The following is a 17,569-nucleotide window of genomic DNA, read 5'->3' as shown; positions in this document are numbered from 1 at the left end:
ATCAGGACCACGGCCCCTTGGGCGCGGGGCCGGTCGGGGCGGGGGCGGCTTGCGGCTCGGCGGGTGCGGCAGCCGGGGTCGCGGGCAGCGGACGGGCGTGGCCGCGCGGGTCGGCGTGGATCAGGATGTCGGCGGCGGGATACTGGGCCAGCACCCGGTTCTCGGCGGCGACGACGATGGCGTGGGCCGCGTCCAGCGTCTGGTGCGCGTCCAGGTCGACATGCATCTGGATCATCATCACCTGACCAGACATGCGGGTGCGCAGCTGGTGCACGCCGAAGACCTGGGGGTCGGCCAGGACGGCCTTGGTGATGGCGGCGCGGTCGGCCTCGGGCACGGCGCGGTCCAGCAGGTGATCGGCGGCGGCCTTCAACATGCCCGTCGCGCCCCAGAACAGCCAGACGGCGACGACGATGCCCGCCGCTGCATCCAGCCCTGGCGCGCCCAGGAAGGCGCCCGAAATCACCCCGATCAGCACAACGACGTTTGCGGCCAGGTCGGCGGCGTAATGGGCGCGGTCGCCGGCGACGGCGACGGAGCCGGTCTTCTGCAGCGTCTGGGTCTGCATCCACACCAGCCAGGCCGTGATGACGATGGTGGCGACCACGATCCCGCTCGCCCACCCGCCGGCGGTAACGGGGCGGGGATCGAAGATGCGCTGAACCCCCTCCCAGGCGATGAAGATGGCCGAGGCGAAGACCAGCCCGGCCTGGACCAGGGCGGACAGCGCCTCACCCTTGCCATGGCCATAGCGATGGTCCTCGTCAGCCGGCGCGGCGGCCCAGCGCACGGCGAAGAAGGTGGTCAGGGACGCCGCCAGATCCAGAACCGAATCCGCCAGGGTCGCCAGGATGGAGACCGATCCTGAGGCGCCCAGCGCAAAGGCCTTCATCGCGATCAGCACCACCGCGACCCCGACCGACAGGCGGGTGATGCGGCGCGTGGCCAGATGGGCGTCGTCGAGCGAGGCGGGGGCGGGGGCGGGCGTCGTCATTGTCGGCTTCTTCTCGCGCAATCGTGGCTGAAAGCCAACCGCTGGCCCAAACGGGTCGTTCCGTCAGAAACGATCATGCTCTAGGGGGAAGGCATCCGGGCGCAGCGCGTTCCGGGCGCATTGGTTTTCGAGGGTCTCATGTCGGACTGGCTTGCCGCCATCATTCTGGGTCTGGTCGAGGGGCTGACCGAGTTTATTCCGGTCTCGTCCACCGGCCATATGCTGCTGCTAGGCCATTTCATGGGCTTCGAGAGCGCGGGCAAGACCTTCGAGATCGTGATCCAGCTGGGCGCATTGCTGGCCATCGTCAGTGTCTACTTCAAGAAACTCTGGACCCTGGCGACGCGCTGGCCCTTCGACGCTGAGGCGCGCCGGTTCCTGATCGGGCTGCTGGTCGCCTTCGCGCCGGCCGTCGTCATCGGTTTCCTGGCCTATGACTTCATCAAGACCGTGCTGTTCGAGACGCCCCAGGTGGTGTGCATCGCCCTGATCGTCGGCGGGGTGATCCTGCTGTTGCTGGACCGGATGGACAAGAAGCCCCGCTGGCTGGACGCCGAGGCCTATCCGATGCGGATCTATTTCCTGATCGGCCTGTTCCAGTGCCTGGCCATGATCCCCGGCGTGTCGCGGTCCGGCGCCACCATCGCCGGCGGGCTGCTGCTGAAGACCGACAAGCGGTCGGCGGCCGAGTTCAGCTTCTTTCTGGCCCTGCCCACCATGGGGGCGGCGGTGGCCTATGACCTGTTGAAGAACCACAAGACGCTGGATTTCAGCGACATCGGCCTGATCGTCGTGGGTTTTGTCGTGGCCTTCATCTCGGCCCTGGCGGTGGTGCGGTTCCTGCTGGATTTCGTGTCCAGGCGCGGCTTCGGCGTCTTCGCCTGGTGGCGCATCGTGGTCGGGGTCGTGGGATTGGTGCTGTTGCAGGCGGGGTTCTGAGACCATGACCACGCTTCTGTACGGCCGCCCGCCGGTCGTCTTCGATCCGCCCGGCGACACGACCCAGACCTCGCCCCTGATCCCGGACTCAGCTGCGCTTGAGGCGCAGGACCCCGGCTCGGCTGACAGCGTCATGATCTACGCCCCCCCCGGCGTGCTGGAGCGGCGCTACGTGCTGGCCCTGGCGCTGAAGGCGCTAAAGGTCGGCGGACGGCTGGACGTCATGGCGCCCAAGGACAAGGGCGGCTCGCGCCTGGGCAAGGAGCTGAAGACGTTCGGCCTCGACGTCGCCGAGACCGCCAAGGCGCACCATCGCCGCTGCATCGTCATTCGACCCGAAACGGTCGAGGGGCTGGACGAGGCCATCGCCGCGGGCGGGCCGCAGATCGTGCCGGGACTGGAAGCCTGGTCCCAGCCCGGCATATTCGCCTGGGACCGGATCGATCCGGGCTCGGCGCTGCTGGCCGAACATCTGCCGGCGATGAAGGGTGAGGGGATCGACCTGGGCTGCGGCTATGGCGCGCTGTCGATCGTGGTGCTGCGCTCGCCCGCCGTGAGCAAACTGAAGATGGTCGATCTGGATCGCCGCGCCATCCAGGCCGCTCGCCGCAATATCGAGGACGACCGCGCCAAGGTCTGGTGGTCGGACGCCCGCACCCTGAAGGCCAAGGGCGACAAGGATTTCGTCGTCAGCAATCCGCCCTTCCACGACGGCGGGGCCGAGGACCGGCGGCTGGGTCAGGCCTTTATCCGGAAGGCATCCGAACTGCTGAAAAAGGGCGGCGTCGCCTGGGTCGTGGCCAACCGGCACCTGCCGTATGAGGGCGAGTTGAACGCGGCGTTCAAGCGGGTGCGGCTGGTCGCCGAGGCGGGCGGCTACAAGCTGTTCGAGGCGGTAAAGTGACCGCGCTCAAGCAGTCCGAAGGGCGGTAGCGCATGAAGAAAGTCCCGACGTCGAGGGTCGATCGTCTGCTGGGCTCGATGGGCTATGGTTCACGCGCCGAAATGGCGCGGATGGCCAAGGCGGGCGGCATCGTGCTGGACGGGGCGGACCTGACGGACGTGTCCAAACGCATTGCGGTGACGCCGGACCTGCCCACGCGAATGGAGATCGACGGCGAGCCGCTGGATCCCGTGCAGGGTCTGGGGATCCTGCTGAACAAGCCGCTGGGCATGACCTGTTCGCACAAGGAAGAGGGGGCGCTGGTCTATGACATCCTGCCGGGACGGTGGCGGGCGCGCGACCCCGCCATCTCGACCATCGGACGGCTGGACAAGCAGACGACGGGCCTGCTGCTGCTGACCGACGACGGCGATCTGCTGCACCGGGTGATTTCTCCCAAACGCCATGTGGCCAAGGTCTATCGGGCGGGTCTGGCGCGGCCTCTGACGGGCACGGAAGGCGCGCTGTTCGCCTCGGGCGAGCTGGTGCTGGAGGGCGAGGACAAGCCCTTGGCGCCGGCGGTGCTGGAGGTGGTGTCGCCGACCGAGGCCCTGCTGACGGTGACGGAGGGGCGCTATCATCAGGTGCGCCGGATGTTCGCCGCCGCCGGCAACCATGTCGAGACCCTGCATCGCGAACGGCTGGGCGGGCTGGTCCTACCCGCCGATCTGGCGCCCGGTCAGTGGCGCCTCGCGACGGCGGACGAGGTCGCCTCGATCTTCACGACACCCGAGAGCCTGAGTTGAAGCTCTTGACGCCTTCGGGATCGGACGCGCAGGTCGAGGCATGACGACCAAGATCAAGATCTGCGGCCTGACCACGCGGGACACGCTGGACGCTGCCCTGGAGGGCGGGGCGGACTTCGTGGGGGCGGTGGTGTTTCCCAAAAGCCCGCGTCATCTGGAGTCCGAAGCCGCCGCCGCCCTTTTCGAGCTGGCGCGGGGGCGGGCGAAGATCGTGGCGGTGACGGTCGATCCCGATGACGCCTTGCTGCAGCAGATCGCCCGGACGCTGAGGCCCGACTTCATCCAGTTGCATGGGTTTGAGGCGCCGGCACGGGCCGAGCGCGTGCGGGCCTTGACCGGCGCTGGGGTGATCAAGGCCCTGCCCATCCGGCAGGCAGACGACTTCGCCGCCGCCGATGCCTGGAGTGATGAGGTCGATCATCTGATGTTCGACGCCAAGCCGCCGGAGGGTTCGGCGCTGCCCGGCGGGGTTGGGCACAGTTTCGACTGGACCCTGCTGGCGGACCGGGCGTTTCGCCATCCGTGGTTCCTGGCGGGCGGTCTCAACCCGGACAATGTGGCCGAGGCGCTGAGGATTACGGGCGCGCCCATGGTCGATGTGTCCTCTGGCGTGGAAAGCGCGCCGGGTGTTAAGGACGCCCACCGGATCGCGACCTTCATCCAAAACGCGCGCCGGTCGTAATTGCGACGCCTCTCCGCGTGAAAGTCGAAACCGTGAACGCCCAGACCCCCATCGTGGCCCCCATCCAAGCCGCCGATTCCACACAGCCGCTGTCGAACGCCTACGCCTGGCCGGACGCGCAGGGTCGCTTCGGTCCGTACGGCGGTCAGTTCGTGGCCGAGACCCTGATGCCGCTGATCCACGAGCTGGACGCGGCTTACAAGGCGGCCAAGGCGGACCCGAGCTTCCAGGCCGAGCTGGACAGCTTTCTGACCCACTACGTCGGGCGCGAGAGCCCGCTGTATTTCGCCGAACGTCTGACCGAACATTTCGGCGGCGCCAACATCTGGCTGAAGCGCGAGGACCTGAACCACACGGGCGCGCACAAAATCAACAACTGCATGGGCCAGATCCTGCTGGCCCGTCGCATGGGCAAGACCCGCATCATCGCCGAGACCGGCGCGGGTCAGCATGGTGTGGCGTCGGCGACCGTGTCGGCGCGCTTTGGCCTGCCCTGCACCGTCTATATGGGCGCGGTGGACGTGGAGCGGCAGCAGCCGAACGTTTTCCGCATGCGTCTGCTGGGTTCGGAAGTCTTCTCGGTCACGGCCGGCGCCGCGACCCTAAAGGACGCGATGAACGAGGCGATGCGCGACTGGGTCACCAACGTCTCGGACACCTATTACATCATCGGCACGGCGGCGGGTCCGCACCCCTATCCGGCCATGGTGCGCGATTTCCAGTCGGTGATCGGCAAGGAGATCAAAAGCCAGTCGATGGCTCGGATGGGCAAGCTGCCCGAAGCGGTGGTCGCTTGCATCGGCGGCGGGTCGAACGCTATCGGCGCCTTCCACCCCTTCATCGAGGACGAGGGCGTGCGCCTGATCGGCGTCGAAGCGGCAGGCCATGGGCTGGATACGCCGGATCACGCGGCGTCGCTGAAGGGCGGGCGGTCGGGCGTGCTGCACGGCAACCGGACGTACCTGTTGCAGGACGAGGACGGCAACATCGTCGAGGGGCACTCGATCTCTGCAGGGCTCGACTATCCGGGCATCGGGCCGGAACACGCCTGGCTGCACGACATCGGGCGGGCCGAATACCGCTCGGCGACGGACAATGAGGCGCTGGAAGCGTTCCAGCTATGCTCGAAGCTGGAAGGCATCATTCCGGCGTTGGAACCGGCCCACGCCCTGGCGCGGACCGGCGAAGTGGCGCGCGAAGTCGGCAAGGGCGGCGACGTCGTCCTGCTGATGTCGGGGCGCGGCGACAAGGACATCTTCCAGGTCGCCAAACATCTGGGAGTGAACCTGTGATCCGTAGTCTGTTGGCGGCGACCGCCGTGATGAGTTTGTCCGCTGCGGCCGTGCAGGCCCAGACGCCTACCCCGACGCCGGCCCCCGCTGCGCCGCAAGGCGGTCCGGCCGACGTCGGCCTGCTGCCGGGCGCGGAGCTGTCGCCCGATTGCGGAGGGCTGAACAATCTGACGGGGCGGGCCTATTGCGTGACCGCGCAGCTGGGCCAGATCGGCGCTCTGGCCGACGCCTATATCGCCGATCTGGAAACCAAGAACTGGCTGGCCGCCGGCGGCGACGACAACCGCGTCGTCTTCATCAAGCGCCGTGAGGCCGGCGGCTGCGACGGCATGCAGATGGTCGCCTTCTACGACACCACCAAGACCGCCGTCGCCGAGTCGCCCGGCTATCTGGGCTTCGCCACCATTCCGGGCGACGTGTGCGCGGCTGCCGCGGCCGCCGCGGCCGCGACACCGCCTGCCGCCGCCGGATCGCCGCAACAATGACCACCGCCCGTATCGACGCGCGCTTCAAGGCGCTGAAGGCCGAGGGCCGTGCGGCCTTCATTCCCTATGTGATGGGCGGCGATCCGTCGCGCGAAGAGGCGCGGGCGATCCTGAACGGCCTGCCGGCTGCGGGCGCGGACATCATCGAACTGGGCTTTCCGTTCAGCGATCCGATGGCCGAGGGGCCTCCGATCCAGCGGGCGGCCATCCGCGGCATGGCGGCGGGTTTCGGCCTGCGCTCGACCATGGATCTGGCCAAGGAATTCCGTAAGGGCGACGACGCCACGCCCATCGTGCTGATGGGCTATCTGAACCCGATCGAGAGCCTGGGCTATGACGCCTTCGCCGCCTATGCGGCCGACTGCGGCATCGATGGGCTGATCGTGGTGGACTGCCCGCCGGAAGAGGCCGGGCCGCTCATCGAGGCGCTGGACAAGGTGTCGATCTCGCTGATCCGCCTGGCGACGCCGACCTCGGACGACGACCGGCTGAAGATCGTGGTCCAGGGCACGTCGGGCTTCGTCTATTATGTCGCCGTCGCGGGCGTGACGGGCGTCAAGGAAGCGAACGCGGATGTGGTGGCGCCGGCCGTCGAGCGGGTGCGCAAGGCCTCGGGCCTGCCGGTCGCGGTCGGCTTCGGGGTCAAGACGCCGGAACGGGCCGCGGAGATCGCGCGCGTCGCCGATGCGGTGGTCGTGGGCTCGGCCCTGGTGGACGAGGTGGCGGCGGCGCTGGAGGCGAACGAACCCGTTGCGCCGCGCGTTCTGGCCCGCGTGAAGGCGCTGGGCGATGCAGTTCGATCCGTCGCCGCTAGTGCTTCCGTGGCGGAAACCGTCTAAGAGCGCGCGGATGAACGACAAGACCAAGCCTCAGGAAAAGCGCGGCGGCTGGCTGAGCCGCTTTGCGCCCGGCGTCCGCAAGATCGTGTCGCGCCGCGACACCCCGGACAATCTCTGGGTCAAGGATCCCGACAGCGGCGAGATGCTGTATCGCTCAGATCTGGAGGCCGCCCTTTGGGTGACGCCGTCGGGCCGGCATATGCGCATCGATGCGCCGACCCGCCTGAAGGTCACCTTCGACGGCGGCGTCTTCCAGGCCATCGACACGCCGGACGTGCCGGAAGATCCGCTGAAATTCTCGGACGGCAAATCCTACAAGGATCGCCTGAACGCCGCGCGCAAGGCCGCGGGCCGCAAGGACACCATGGCCATCGGCTATGGTTCGGTCGGCGGTCAGGACGCGGTTGTGATCGTCCAGGACTTCACCTTCATGGGTGGGTCGTTGGGCATGGCGGCGGGCGAGGCCTTCATCAAGGCGGCGCGCGAGGCGGTGAGCCGCAAGGTTCCGCTGATCTGTTTCACCGCCGCCGGCGGCGCGCGGATGCAGGAGGGCGCCCTGTCGCTGATGCAGATGGCGCGAACCACCCTGGCCATCGAAGAACTGAAGGACGCCAGACTGCCCTACGCCGTGGTCCTGACGGACCCGACCACGGGCGGGGTGACGGCCTCCTACGCCATGCTGGGCGATGTGCATCTGGCCGAGCCGGGCGCCCTGATCGGCTTCGCCGGACCGCGGGTGATCGAGGCGACCATCCGCGAGAAGCTGCCGCCCGGCTTCCAGCGCGCCGAATATCTCCAGGAAAAGGGCATGGTGGACCGGGTCGTGACCCGCGCTGATCTGCCGCGCACCCTGGGTCAGATCCTGTCCATGCTGATGGGCGAAACCCGCGCCGCCGCCTGAGACCGTCTGAAGGGCCAGTCGATCGCGGTCGAGGCCCACAGGCACCACCACACGATGACCGGCTGAAACAGCAGGCGCGGGCCGTGATAGGCCCAGCCGACACCTGCGCCTGACGTCATAAAATTGAGCGCATGCTGGATGTTGGCCGGATAGACGCAGACGGCGTAGGCGGCCAGCGCCCATCCGGCGGCGACGCGCAGGCGCGGGATCGTCAGACCCGCCGCGCCCAGCAGTTCGGCGATCCCCGTCAGGGCCACGACCAGGGCCGGCTGCGGAACCCACGCCGGCGTGATCCGCACAAACGGGCCGGGGACCATCAGATGCAGCACGCCTGCGCCCAGGAAGACGGCCACGAGGACGAGGCGCGCCGCTGTTCTGATCTGCGGCCTGGATGTCATGTCGCGGTTCTCGAAATCAGGGGGTAAAGGAGGCGGATGGATCCCGTCTCCGAACGACTACGCGCGCGCCACCCCCAGCGGATCGACCTTTCGCTGGAAAGAATGCGCGTGCTGTGCGCGGCCCTTGGTGATCCGCAGCACAAGCTTCCGCCGGTGATCCATGTGGCGGGCACCAACGGCAAGGGATCGACCGTCGCCCTGATCCGCGCCATCGCCGAGGCGGCGGGGCTGAAGGTGCACGCCTATACCTCGCCTCACCTGGTGCGTTTCAACGAGCGGATCCGATTGGCCGGCAAGCTGATCGAGGACGACCATCTGAACGCGATCCTGGACCGGATCGAGGCGGTCATGGCCGAGACGGACAGCGAGGCCACGGTGTTCGAAAGCACCACCGCCGCCGCCTTCCTGGCCATGTCCGAGACGCCCGCCGATCTGGCCATCATCGAAGTGGGTCTGGGCGGGGTGCTGGACGCCACAAACGTCATCGAGCGGCCGCTGCTCAGCGTCATCGCTCCGGTCGATTACGACCATGCGGAGTTCCTGGGCACGGATCTGGCCGCCATCGCCTCGGAAAAGGCGGGGGTGCTGAAGGCCGGAGCGCCGGCCGTGATCGCGCGCCAGAAGGAAGAGGCGATGGCCGCCATCGAACGGCGCGCCGCCGACGTCCATGCGCGGCTGACCGTGCTGGGCGTCGACTTCGACGCCTGGGCCGAGCGGGGCGGTCTGGCGTTCCAGACGGCCGAACTGTTCATGGACCTGCCGGCGCCGGCCCTGGCAGGCGCGCACCAGATCGACAATGCGGCCCTGGCCGTGGCGGCGGCGGTCGAACTGGACCTGCCCGAGGCTGCGATCGCCGAAGCGCTGAAGCGTGTGCGCTGGCCCGCGCGGCTGCAACGGATTTCAGGCGGCCCCTATGGCGCTGCGGCCAAGGCGGCGGAGGCGGAGTTGTGGCTGGACGGGGGGCACAATCCCCATGCAGCGCGGGCGCTGGCGGCGTTTCTGGCCGAGCGGCAGGCGCGGGCGCCGCGTCCCCTGGCCCTGATCTGCGGCATGCTGAACAACAAGGACGCGGGCGGTTTCTTCGCTGCGCTGAAGGACAGCCAGGCCACCGTCTTCACCGTCGGCTTCGACGGTGCGGCGGCCGAGCCGACGGCCCTGGCGGCCGTGGCGCGCGGGCATGGGCTGGCGGCGACCCCGGCGGGATCGGTTTCCGAGGCGCTGGACCTGGCGCTGCGCCTGGGCGCGGGCCGGGTCGCCATCTGCGGATCGCTGTATCTGGCCGGCGAGGTCCTGGGCGCCAGCGAGGAGACCTGGCCGGTCTGAGCCTGATCGGTTGAGATGGAATCGCTGCGCGATTTCATCGATGCCGTGAATCAGGCTCCAGAGTCATGCTGGACCGAAATCTGGGTTCGGATGGATGCGTCCAACCGAACCGATTTCGGTCTAGCGCGTCATCCAAGGCTTGGACTTGCCGGCGGCGATGCGGGCGGCCTGTTCGCGCTGGAAGCGACCGCCGCGCGGCGGCTTGGCGCGCGCATCCAGCTTGGCGGTCTTCAGGCGCAGAGCCTTCTGGACCGGGGTCTCGCCGGGGATGTCGTCAGCCGGGTTCGGGGTGTCTTCGTCGCTCATGACGCCATCCTAGCATGAAAAACGCCCGCCGGTCGGACCGGCGGGCGCTTGATCTGACAGGGTCGAAAAGGCTCAGGCCTTGACGCCGGCCTCGGCCAGCCATTCGACGATCTTGCCCTTGGGCATGGCGCCGACCTTCATCGAAGCCATCTGGCCGTCCTTGAACAGCATCAGGGTCGGAATACCCTTCACGCCCAGCTTCGACGGGGTCATGGGGCTGTCGTCGATGTTGATCTTGGCCACGGTGACCTGACCGCCCAGCTCGTCGGCGATCTGTTCCAGCGCCGGGCCGATCTGTTTGCAGGGGCCGCACCATTCGGCCCAGAAATCGACCAGGACCGGGGTCGAAGATTTCAGGACGTCGGCGTCAAAGCTTTCGTCGGTGACTTTCACTGTCGCCATAAATGGCTCCTTGGGCGCTATCGCTCGGCGCGCGGCGCCTCGCTACTTGAGCGCAGGTTGATGTTGGCCGGAGCGTCCGGGTTCAGCCGCAGATGTGGGAGCGAATCGCGGGCAATTCAACTGCCCGCGAGCGCCGCCGCCAGCAGGGTCTCGGGAATGGGCATCAGCTTGGGTCCGTCGGTCCAGACCAGCGCGGCCTCGACCGGGCGGTCGGGATAGAGGCGTTTCAGCACGGCGACATAGACGGCGGCCTGCAGCACATAGGCGGGATCGACCGCCTCGACGGCGTCTGGCGCAGGGCGGTTGGTCTTGTAATCGACGACCAGAACCTTCTCAGGCGTGACCACCAGCCGGTCGATGCGGCCGTTGATGGCGACGCCGGGCGGCAGGTCGGGCGCAGATCCCGTCAGGGCGACCTCGGCGCGGGAGCCGGGACCGAAGACCGGGGCGAAGCGGGCGTCGTTCAGCACAGAGAAGGCGGCGGCGATCATCTCGGCGCGCTGGACCTCGTCCAGATCGGTCTCGCGGGCCAGCAGGCGCCGGGCGGCGTCGGGGCGGTCGGTGGTCGCGATCTCGGGCAGGCGTTCCAGCAAACGGTGGATCAGGTCGCCGCGCCGGAATCGGCCCAGCGATGCCCCGCCTGCCGCGCTGCGGGCCAGGGGCGAAGGGGCGGGGATCCGGATCGCGCCGCCCTCCATCCGCGACGGCGAGGCGAAGCGGGCGGCGGCGTCCGCCGGCGGCGGCGAGGCGGCCCAAGTTGGCAGGACGGCGACGGACCGCACTTCATCGGTGGCGACCGGGCGACACTCGGGATCGACGCCATAGCGACGCACGCCGTTGTCGACTTCGCGCACCTGATCGCCCAGGCGATCGAAGGTTTCCGAGAGGATCGACCACCAGCTGCCGGCTTCGGCGCCTCGGCTTGAGGCGCGACCCATGACGATGACGCGGTCCCGCGCGCGGGTCAGGGCGACATAGAGCAGGCGCAGGGTCTCGTCGTCGGTGCGGGCCTGGCGCGCGGCGCGGGCGTCGGCCGAGGCCGGACAGTCGTCCTTCGCCGAGCTGGGGGCCATCAGCCAGGCCTCGCCTTCGCCCTCCGGCGTGACCGCAGGCATCAGGGACGGACCTTGCGCCTTCGCCTTCATGGTCGTGTCGGGCAGGATGACGATGGGCGCCTCCAGACCCTTGGCGCCATGGACGGTCATGACGCGAACCTCGCCGCGCGCGCCTTCCAGTTCGCGCTTCACCTCGACGTCGGCGGCCTCCAGCTGCACCAGACAGGTTTCCAGATCGATCGCACCCCGGTTCTCAGCCGCCAGCACCTGGTTCAGGGTCTCGTCGATGGCTTCTTCCGCCTCGCGACCCAGCCGGGCCAAGATGCGGGCGCGGCCGGAACGGCCGGTGTCGTCCACCCGGTTCAGGGCCTGGGAGAAGAAGGCGAAGGGATCGCCGCCGCGCGCGCCGATGGCGGCTTGCAGCGCGTCGCGGGCGCGGCTCCATTCGGGGCGTTCGTGCGCCCGGTCGCGCAGGTCGCGCCACAGCTGGCCGGCCTTACGCTCTTCGCGCCCGGCCAGCGCATAAAGTCCGTCCTCGTCCACATCGCACAGCGGGCTGCGCAGCACCTCTGCCAAGGACAGGTCGTCGTCGGGGAAGAGGGCGAAACGCGCCAGCGAGATCAGGTCGTCGAAAACGATATGGCTGGACAATTTCAGCCGGTCCGCCCCGGCGACTGGCACACCTTCGGTCTTCAGCGCGCGGATGATCTCTTCGAAGGTCGCGTCGCGACGTCGGACCAGGACGATGTAGTCGCCATAGCCGGCGGGGCGCAGGTCGCGTGTGCTGCGATCGAAGACGGCGACGCCGCTCTCGACCTGACGGCGGATCTCGCGGGCCAGGTCGCGGGCCAGGCGCTTGCGAGCGCTGCCGGCGCTCTCCTGATCAACCGGATCATCCCAGGCGTCGGTTTCGGGCGCGGGCTCGTCCAGGAACAGGGGCCACAGGTCGATGGCGCCGTGCTGGCCGATGCGGGCGGGCAGGTGTCGGGCGATGTCGCCTTGCGGGCCGGTCAGGGCGCGGGTGCGGTCCGGGTCGGCGAAGACGGCGTCGACGAAGGCCAGCACCTCTTCGGTCGAGCGGTAGGAGGTGTTCAGTTCCGGCCCGGCGAAGGGTTCGCCGGCGCCCTCGGCCAAGGCAAGGAAGGTGCCGCGTTCCTGACGCAGCCGTTCGGGGCGGGCGCCCTGGAAGGAATAGATCGACTGTTTCTCGTCGCCGACGGCGAAGACGGTGCGGCCGGACTTTTCGCCAGAGTAGAACTCGCCGGTCAGGGCGCGGACGATGGCCCATTGTTCGGGGGCGGTGTCCTGGGCTTCATCGATCAGAACGTGATCGACCCCGCCGTCCAGCTTGTAAAGCACCCAGGCGGCGGCCCCGCTTTCGGTCAGTAGGGCGGCGGCGCGCGCGACCAAGTCGGGAAAGTCCAACGCCCCGCGCTGGGCCTTGGCGGCTTCGTAGAAGGCGGCATGAGCGCGGGCCAGGGTCAGGACCTTGACCGTATCGTCGGCGACCTTGGCCTTGCGCAGGGCCTCGCGCGTGGCGAGGAATTTCGTCTGGAGGTCCAGCAGCCAGCCGACCGCGCCCTGGGGCGCCGACTTGGTGCCCATGCTCTTTCGCGGTTCGCCCGCCTGGGTGCAGAAGACCCCGGCCAGGGCCGCGAACCCGGCGTAAGGCGGGGCGGCGACGCTCATGGCGTCGGCGATCTTCTTGTCATTGGCCGAGCCGGTTTCCATGGCCTCGGCCATGCGGTTCCATTCGCCGGGATCGATGAAGGCGACGAAGTCTCGCTCCAGATCCTCCGGGCTGCGGTCGCGCTCGGCGCCGGTCAGGGCCCAGGGATCGGGCGCGGTTCCGGCCTCGGCGCGGTCGATATAGTCCAGCAGATCGGCGCGTTTCGCCTCGATCATCGACAGCAGGGCCTGGAACCGCTGCCAGTCAAGCTCGACGGCGAAATGGCTGTAGGCCTGGCCGATGGGGCCGTCCGGATCGGCGACGGCGGCGCGGGCCAAATCCTCGCGCGCGGCATGGCTGAGGGCGGTCGCGGCCTGGTCTTCCAGCACGGTGAAGCGGGGCGAGACCCCGGCCTCCAGCGGGAACCGGCGCAGCAGCTTTTCGCAGAAGGCGTGGATGGTCTGGATCTTCAGGCCGCCCGGCGTCTCCAGCGCGCGGGCGAACAGCTTGCGCGCGCGGGAAAGCGCGGCGTGATCCATCGCCTGCGGGTCGCCGTCGTCCAGCCGGGCCAGTTCGCGCGACAGGGCGGCGTCGTCCAGCACGGCCCAGCCGCCCAACTGGTCGAACAGCCGGGCCTGCATCTCGGCGGCGGCGGCCTTGGTGTAGGTGACGCACAGGATGGCGCCGGGATCGACCTGGTCCAGCAGCAGCCGCGCCACCCGGTTGACCAGGGTGGTTGTCTTGCCCGAACCGGCGTTGGCGGTGACGAAGACGGTCAGGCGCGGGTCGGCGGCGACGATCTGGGGGGCGATGCTCATTCTTCGTCCCCATCGCCGATCACAGACCATTCCCAGACGCGGGCCAGATGATCGTAGTTGCCGCCTTGGTTGCCCATAAACTGAGGCGCGGCCCAGGAGACGTAAGGCGTGTTCTCGTTGTCGAACCGGGCGACGCGGCGCTTCAGGCCGTCAAGCGCAGCCTGCGCTAAATCGGCGGCCTCAGAGCCCGAAGCGCGGGTGACGACTTCGCCCGCCGTCTTTCGCCCGACCACGCGGACATAGGTCAGTTCGTCGGGCGTGACCGGGCCGTTGGTGTCCTTGAACCCGCCGTCGGCCAGGATGGCGGCGGTCAGGGTGAGCTGCGGCGCGAAGCCGGACTTGACCTGTTTGGCGGACGGCGCCGCCCCGGTCTTGAAGTCCATGACCGCCGCGCCGTCGGACGCCAGCTCGATCCGGTCGGCGAAAGCCTTGACGGTGAAGGGGCCGGCGGGGGCGTCGAAGGTCATGGTCCCCTGCTGTTCGACCAGGATGTCGACGCCGCGCGCGCGGCGTCGGCGCTCGAACTCTGTCAGCCAGCGGGCGCAGTTGCGGGCCAGCGGCGCCTCGCGGGCCATGGCCGCATCCTCGAACCCGCGCGCGCCCAGTTCGCGCAGCAGATGGTCGTGCAGGATGGCCTCGCAGTCGTCAGGCAGGTCGTTCGGCCAGTCCAGCGTCAGCCGTTCGATGGCGGCGTGGACGGCGTTGCCCCGAGCCAGCGCTTCGGCAGACGCGCCGGGCCGCTCCATCGCCTCCAGCCCCAGCACCCACAGGGCGTAGATGGCGTAGGGGTCGCGCACCCAGCGTTCGATGCGGGTGACGAACAGGCTGCGCGGACGGCGATGCACCGGCGGGCGCGGCTCTGGGCGTTTGGCGAACTGCGGCGGGCCGGGCGGCGGCGCATCCAGGGCGCGGGTCCAGTCGATGACGGCCGCCGGGCGGGCGATGGCGACGGGCGTTTCGACAGCGTTCGCGCCGCGCGTCAGCATCTCAAGCCGCCACAGCCAGCGCGAGCGGACGGCGGGCTGGCCGCCGCGCCGCTCGCTGTGGATCAGGATGACTTCATCGGCGCAGGCGGCCTGGACAAAGTCCTGCGCCGTCTGGCCCAGGCGGCGCTCGGGCGGGGGCAGGCCCAGCGCCTTTCGCATCGGGCGCGACAGGAAGGGATCGGTCGGGGCCGCCTGAGGCCAGACGCCTTCCTCCAGCCCGGCCAGGATCATCCGGTCCGCCCTGACCAGACGCGCCTCGATGGCGCCGAGAATCCGCAGCGACGGATGGGTGGCCCCGCCGGTCCGCACGACGTTTTCCTTGACCAGGGACGTGACCAGTTCGGCCAGTTCTCCGCGGCGGATGCGGCCGAGCGACGCCCCGCCCTCGATCAAGCCAGACAACAGGGCGGCGGCCGCCTCGCCGTCAGGACCGGCCCAGGCGTTCTGGCCGGCCAAGGTTTCGATCAGCCGGGTCAGAGCCGAGGCGGCGACGTTCAGATCCGCGTCGGGCGTGAACATGGCGGCCGCGGCCTCGATGGCGGCCTGAAGCTGATCGACCAGGCGGGTCGCGGCCGACAGCCGCGCCTGTTTCCATTCCGGCGGCGCCTTGCCGCGCCGGTCGGGCTGGACCGCTTCCAGCAGACGGCGATGGATGGCGGCGAAGTCGCGCGGGCGGGGACCGCGCAGGGCGTGTTCCTCCAGCGCGGCGACGGCGGCCGCTTGAGAGGCGTCGCCCAGGTCGAACCGGAACAGCGGATGTTTGAAGACGGCGAGCAGCAGATGAGGCTGTACCGGATCGGCGATCCAGCGGGCGCACAGATCGACCAGGGCGCCGGCGCGCAGGCGCGACAGGGGGGCGCCGGCGGACGAATCGGGGATGACCCCCCAACGCTCCAGCCGGGCGGCGACGCGGCGGCCCAGGGCCTGATCCGGCGTGACCAGGGCGCACGTCTTGCCGGGCGTTTCCAACGTCTCGCGCATCATCAGGGCGATGGCGGCGGCGGCCTCTTCCTCGGCGCGGACGGTCAATAGGGACAGGCCCTGAAGCCCTTCGGCGATGGGGTCGCGCGCCTCGCTGCGCGCGGCGGCGGCCGAGCGGATGTCGCGGATGGCGCGGCGCCAGTCGTCGGTAGCCTCGGCGGGACGCAGGGCCTCGTTGACCAACCGCTGGCGCGCCAGTCCGCGCGCCTCGACGGCGGTGGGAATGGCGGGACGGAACCAGGGGCGGACGGTTTCGCGCGCGATCTCGCAGCGGTCCAGCAGCCGCTTCATCGCACTTTGCGGATGCTGTTCGTCCAGCCGGTCCCAGACGCCGGCGTCTAGATCGAGGTCGAGGCCGGGCAAGACGACGCAGCCCAGCGGCGCCCTCGCCACGGCCTTCAGGACGTCGCCGGCGGCGGGGACGGTGCCGGTCGAACCGGCGGCGATGACGGGCTGGCGCGGCGGCTCGCGGTCCCACAGGTCGGCGAGGCGGCGCAGCAGGGTCGCGCGACGCCAGGCCGGATCGACCAGACCCAGTTCGGCCAGACGCTTCGGCCAGGCCTCGACCGCCAAGCCCAGGAACTCGGCCGACCGTTCCCAGTGTTCGGCCATTTCGCCGTCGACCAGTGTGGCGATCCGCTCAGGGTTCTGAATCTCTTCCAGTTGGCAGGAATCGAGGAAGCCGCCCAAGGCATCGGCCAGGTCCAACGCCCGCATCGGGCTCAGGGACGCATCGAACTGTTCGACGATCATCCGCGCCATCTCGAACCGGCGGGTCAGGGCGGGGATGGCGGGCGGCAGGTCCAGACCCAGGGCGCCGGGCGTAAAGGGCGGCTCGTCCTCTTCCAGATCGCCCAGCGGCCGGACCTGGGGCAGCAGGATGGGGCGACCCTGCGACAGCTTGGACAGGGCACCGGTGAAGGCGCGCGCGGCCCGGCGGTTGGGCAACAGGATGGTCGCGTCCGACAGGGTTTCGGGCGGCAGATCGCCCAGCCAGGCCAGCACCCCGGCGGCCAAATCCTCAAGGAACGGCCGGTGCGCGGGGATGGCGTACCAGCGCGGCGTGTCGCCGAGGAAGGGATCGAAGACGCTCACGCGTCTCCCGCCAGTTTCGCCTCGGCTTCGTCCCGCGCCTGCGGGTCGCCGACGTGCATCCAGTCGCCGTCCAGGACGCACCCGAACAGACGTCCCTCGGCGGCGGACTTGCGCCAAAGGGGGCTGAGGGAGAAGGGGCCGTCGGGGCCGTTGTCGGCGTATCCGGGCCGGGTGATGTGCACGCCCATATAGGCGAACGGAGCGGACGGGGCGTCGCCGCGGAAGGTCAGCGTCCCGTCGCAGGCCATGAAGAAATCGCCGTCGCCCTCAAAGCCGATGGAGCCTTCGCGGCGGGCCAGCAGCAGGGCGGCGTCCATCGTCTCTGGGTTCCACAGACGGACCAGATCGGCCAACGCACCGCCTCGGTCGATCCAGACGCTGTCGATATTGGCGACGAAGACGGGCTCCTCGCCCAGCAGGGGATGGGCCTTCTTCAGCCCGCCGCCGGTCTCCAGCAGTTCGGCGCGTTCGTCGGAGATGACGATCTCGGGGCCCCAGTTTTTAGGATTTTGGCCGCGCGCCGCCAGATGGGCTTCCAGTCGGTCGGCGAACCAGTGGACATTGACCACGGCGGTTTCGACCCCGGCGTCCGCCAGTCGGTCCAGCACATGGTCAATCAGGGCGCGACCCTGGACCTCGACCAAGGCCTTGGGTCGGTCGTCGGTCAGGGGGCGCATGCGCGTGCCCAGGCCGGCGGCGAGGACCATTGCGGTCT

At 69.3% G+C, this 17,569-nt stretch carries 16 protein-coding genes; 9 read left to right on the top strand and 7 right to left on the bottom strand.

The genetic code is table 11. The annotated features are described in order from the left end of the window. Position 1: 1 nt before the first annotated feature. Positions 2-994 (bottom strand): cation diffusion facilitator family transporter, encoded by a 993-nt coding sequence (locus BLR19_RS10430; protein ID WP_091750958.1) that lies wholly within the window; start codon positions 992-994, stop codon positions 2-4. 138 nt (positions 995-1,132) lie between these two features. Between BLR19_RS10430 and BLR19_RS10425 the strand changes: the two genes are divergently transcribed. From BLR19_RS10425 to accD, 8 genes are all read left to right on the top strand, one after another. Continuing rightward, entirely contained in the window at positions 1,133-1,933 is an 801-nt protein-coding gene (locus BLR19_RS10425) for an undecaprenyl-diphosphate phosphatase (RefSeq protein WP_091750590.1), read from the top strand. 4 nt (positions 1,934-1,937) lie between these two features. Then, positions 1,938-2,837: a class I SAM-dependent methyltransferase gene (locus BLR19_RS10420; protein WP_091750587.1), complete on the top strand. Its 900-nt coding sequence runs from the start codon at positions 1,938-1,940 to the stop codon at positions 2,835-2,837. Positions 2,838-2,869: 32 nt separating this feature from the next. Continuing rightward, a complete protein-coding gene (locus BLR19_RS10415; protein WP_091750583.1) occupies positions 2,870-3,622 on the top strand; it encodes a pseudouridine synthase in 753 nt (250 codons plus the stop codon). 40 nt (positions 3,623-3,662) lie between these two features. After that, a complete protein-coding gene (locus BLR19_RS10410; RefSeq protein WP_091750580.1) occupies positions 3,663-4,304 on the top strand; it encodes a phosphoribosylanthranilate isomerase in 642 nt (213 codons plus the stop codon). A gap of 89 nt (positions 4,305-4,393) precedes the next feature. After that, a complete protein-coding gene (gene trpB, locus BLR19_RS10405; RefSeq protein WP_153924874.1) occupies positions 4,394-5,596 on the top strand; it encodes a tryptophan synthase subunit beta in 1,203 nt (400 codons plus the stop codon). Next, a complete protein-coding gene (locus BLR19_RS10400; protein WP_091750577.1) occupies positions 5,593-6,081 on the top strand; it encodes a hypothetical protein in 489 nt (162 codons plus the stop codon). Before trpB ends, BLR19_RS10400 begins: the two co-directional genes overlap by 4 nt. Further along, complete coding sequence (gene trpA / locus BLR19_RS10395; RefSeq protein ID WP_091750574.1) at positions 6,078-6,920, top strand: tryptophan synthase subunit alpha; 843 nt, start codon at positions 6,078-6,080, stop codon at positions 6,918-6,920. Before BLR19_RS10400 ends, trpA begins: the two co-directional genes overlap by 4 nt. 10 nt (positions 6,921-6,930) lie before the next feature. Then, the gene (gene accD, locus BLR19_RS10390) at positions 6,931-7,821 is read left to right on the top strand and encodes an acetyl-CoA carboxylase, carboxyltransferase subunit beta (RefSeq protein WP_091750571.1); all 891 of its coding nucleotides are present in this window, start codon (positions 6,931-6,933) and stop codon (positions 7,819-7,821) included. Here the strand turns inward: accD and BLR19_RS10385 are convergent. Beyond that, positions 7,776-8,219, bottom strand: coding sequence for a DoxX family protein (locus BLR19_RS10385; protein ID WP_091750569.1), 444 nt, complete (start codon positions 8,217-8,219; stop codon positions 7,776-7,778). The genes accD and BLR19_RS10385 overlap by 46 nt on opposite strands. A 36-nt stretch (positions 8,220-8,255) precedes the next feature. Here BLR19_RS10385 and BLR19_RS10380 point away from each other — a divergent pair, with 36 nt between their 5' ends. After that, positions 8,256-9,542, top strand: a complete 1,287-nt coding sequence (locus tag BLR19_RS10380) for a bifunctional folylpolyglutamate synthase/dihydrofolate synthase (RefSeq protein WP_091750566.1) — start codon at positions 8,256-8,258, stop codon at positions 9,540-9,542. A gap of 120 nt (positions 9,543-9,662) precedes the next feature. On the opposite strand, the gene BLR19_RS10375 is transcribed toward BLR19_RS10380, so the two are convergent. The 5 genes from BLR19_RS10375 to murU all read right to left on the bottom strand — a co-directional run bounded on the left by BLR19_RS10375 (position 9,663) and on the right by murU (position 17,561). Continuing rightward, a complete protein-coding gene (locus BLR19_RS10375; protein WP_017506225.1) occupies positions 9,663-9,848 on the bottom strand; it encodes a hypothetical protein in 186 nt (61 codons plus the stop codon). Positions 9,849-9,920: 72 nt separating this feature from the next. Next, positions 9,921-10,250, bottom strand: coding sequence for a thioredoxin (gene trxA / locus BLR19_RS10370; RefSeq protein WP_017506226.1), 330 nt, complete (start codon positions 10,248-10,250; stop codon positions 9,921-9,923). Between the two features lie 116 nt (positions 10,251-10,366). Then, entirely contained in the window at positions 10,367-13,792 is a 3,426-nt protein-coding gene (gene addA, locus BLR19_RS10365) for a double-strand break repair helicase AddA (RefSeq protein WP_091750564.1), read from the bottom strand. Then, positions 13,789-16,854: a double-strand break repair protein AddB gene (gene addB, locus BLR19_RS10360; protein ID WP_091750561.1), complete on the bottom strand. Its 3,066-nt coding sequence runs from the start codon at positions 16,852-16,854 to the stop codon at positions 13,789-13,791. The genes addA and addB overlap by 4 nt, the downstream gene beginning before the upstream one ends. After that, complete coding sequence (gene murU, locus BLR19_RS10355; protein WP_091750952.1) at positions 16,851-17,561, bottom strand: N-acetylmuramate alpha-1-phosphate uridylyltransferase MurU; 711 nt, start codon at positions 17,559-17,561, stop codon at positions 16,851-16,853. Before murU ends, addB begins: the two co-directional genes overlap by 4 nt. Positions 17,562-17,569: the final 8 nt, after the last annotated feature.

The organism is Brevundimonas sp. 374, from assembly GCF_900102995.1.
Classification (GTDB): domain Bacteria; phylum Pseudomonadota; class Alphaproteobacteria; order Caulobacterales; family Caulobacteraceae; genus Brevundimonas; species Brevundimonas vesicularis_C.
The sequence above is the reverse complement of the archived record's forward strand: the minus strand, read 5'-3'. Positions and strand labels throughout refer to the sequence as shown.